Annotated in this window: 3 protein-coding genes; 2 read left to right on the forward strand and 1 reads right to left on the reverse strand. The window is 44.8% G+C overall.

Annotated elements, in window-relative coordinates:
* Both AC37HE_RS03210 and AC37HE_RS03215 read left to right on the forward strand, forming a co-directional pair.
* Positions 1 to 931: serine hydrolase domain-containing protein (locus AC37HE_RS03210; protein ID WP_500781341.1), on the forward strand; the 931-nt coding region annotated here is incomplete at its 5' end.
* A 134-nt stretch (positions 932 to 1,065) separates the two neighbouring features.
* Positions 1,066 to 1,503: a hypothetical protein gene (locus AC37HE_RS03215; protein ID WP_500781342.1), complete on the forward strand. Its 438-nt coding sequence runs from the start codon at positions 1,066 to 1,068 to the stop codon at positions 1,501 to 1,503.
* A 68-nt stretch (positions 1,504 to 1,571) separates the two neighbouring features.
* Here the strand turns inward: AC37HE_RS03215 and AC37HE_RS03220 are convergent.
* The coding region (locus tag AC37HE_RS03220) for a phosphoglycerate kinase (RefSeq protein ID WP_500781343.1) at positions 1,572 to 2,516 on the reverse strand (945 nt) is incomplete at its 5' end.

Below are 2,516 nucleotides of genomic sequence, written 5' to 3' on the forward strand. Positions count from 1 at the left end.
CCCGGCTTTCCGGAAATCAGCCGTACTCGACCAGTTTAATGAGAAAGATTCAACTTACACAACTGTTCCGGTAAAACACCCGATTACAATCCGCATGCTGATGACCCACACCTCGGGAATCATGTACGGTTATCACGCACCGCATCCCTTCGACATTCTTTATGCGAAATATGACCTGGCAAACGCCGGCTTCGGCAGCGAAACCGAAACAACCGAAGACTTCGTGAACCGGATTGCCGAAGTGCCGCTTGAATTCCAACCGGGCGATCATTTCCACTACGGACTAAATATTGATGTGCTCGGACGAATTATTGAAGTGGTGTCGGGCAAGACACTGGCTCAGTATTTCCGGGAGAACATTTTTGAACCGCTGGGTATGAAGGATACACAATTCTACCTGCCTAAAGACAAACAAGATCGCTTGGTCCCCATGTATGCCCAATACAGCGACGGCAGCATTGCAATGACAACAGAAGGCGGTATGGCCGGTACAACCGAATATCCGAAATTTAACGATGTTGGTTACTATGCCGGTGGTGCTGGATTGACATCAACGGCGATGGACTACGCACACTTTATTGAAGCTTTGGTGAATTACGGCGAGTACAACGGACACCGCATCCTTGGACGCAAGACCATCGAGGTGATGACTGCGGACCAAATGATCGACCTCAATCGGAAAGGACACGGCTACAGTAAAATTCCTGGGAACACTTATTGCCTGGGCTTCAACCTGCGCACCGAAGAAGGAAAAGGAATTAACTCCAAGTCGCCGGGAACATTTGAGTGGGGAGGTTACTACAGCACCAAATTTTTCATCGATCCCAAAGAAGATCTGATTTTTGTGGGAATGACCCAAGTGATGCCTTTCCGCCACGGCGAATTTTACGACAAATTAACGGCTGTGCTTTACGGAGCAATTGAAGACTAACAATTGATTTGAGAACAATATAGAACAGCGTTCCGATTCCCGGTTCGCTGTTTTTTTTTAACGGTCTTCCGCCAGCAAACTTAGCGAATTGATTTTCGTACAAAGCAACATAAAAAAACCTAAATCATTTTGTTATGAAAAAGTGTTTGATCACATTTTTACTGACAGTTATTATTATGCCTTGTGTTTTTGGCCAACAACTAAGTCCCGAGAACAAGGCAATGCAAAAAACTTATCTTAAAATAAGCCAAAGACAACAAAAAACCGGTTGGATTTTATTGGGTGCTGGTACTGTAACCACCGTTGTTGGACTCGCAGGATTTAGCTCTTCGTGGGATAGTTACTGGCATGGTGAATCATCGGGAGAAACTGTCGACTTCTGGGGTTATATCGTTGTAACAGGGTTAATTGCATCCGCAAGTAGTATCCCTTTTTTTATCAGTTCAGGAATCAACAAACGACGGGCATACCGAATCAGCATGGAAGTAAGCCCGCAACCCTACATTAATTCGGAGCTAACAGGACTTGTTCTAAAACCACAACCGGCTCTTAAAATAACGCTTAACTTCTAACCAGCCCAACAAGAAAAGGCCCGAGCCATAGCCCGAGCCTTTTATATAGCTTGTAATGATTGTTCTAATTAACCGCGTACAGCTGCAATACCCGGAAGAACTTTACCTTCCAAAGTTTCCAACATAGCACCACCGGCAGTTGAGATGTAAGAAACACCTTCAGCAATACCGAATTTGTTAACAGCAGCAACTGAGTCACCACCACCAACCAATGAGAAAGCACCTTTCTTAGTTGCTTCAACAACTGCTTCGCCAATTGCTTTAGTACCGGCAGCAAAAGCATCCATTTCGAATACTCCGGCAGGACCGTTCCAAAGGATTGTTTTTGAGTTACCGATAACTTCTTTGAAAGTAGCGATTGTGTCAGGACCTACGTCCAATCCCATCCAACCTTCTTTGATGTCGCCTGCAGCACATACTTCAGTATTTGCATCAGCAGCAAATTTATCAGCAGCAACACAGTCAGAAGCGATGACCAGGTTCACACCTTTTTCTTTGGCTGTTGTAATCAATTTTTTAGCCAGGTCAAGATACTCATCTTCACACAATGAAGAACCGATGTTTCCACCCATTGCTTTCACGAAAGTGAAGATCATACCACCACCGATAATCAGGTTATCAACAGTTCCCAACATGTTTTCGATGATTGTAATTTTTGTTGAAACTTTAGCACCACCCATGATTGCAGTCATCGGGCGTACCGGTGCAGCAACAACTTTATCCAGGTTCGAAACTTCGTCTGTTACCAAGTAACCGAACATTTTGTCGTTCGGGAAGAATTTAGCGATTACAGCGGTAGAAGCATGTGCACGGTGAGCTGTACCGAAAGCATCGTTTACCCAGCAGTCACCCAATTCTGCCAATTGACCTGCAAAAGCTTCGTCACCTTTAGTTTCTTCTTTGTGGAAACGCAGGTTTTCCAATAACAAAACGTCTCCTGGTTTCAAAGCATCAGCCATCGCTTTTACTTCTGCACCAATGCAATCCGGAGCCAATTTCACCTCAGTTCCCAG

Source organism: Mangrovibacterium sp., assembly GCF_059905295.1.

What these genes read in the sequence shown, in the direction of transcription:
- AC37HE_RS03215 (WP_500781342.1), top strand. Translation starts at nt 1,066, where the DNA reads ATGAAAAAGTGTTTGATCACATTTTTACTGACAGTTATTATTATGCCT.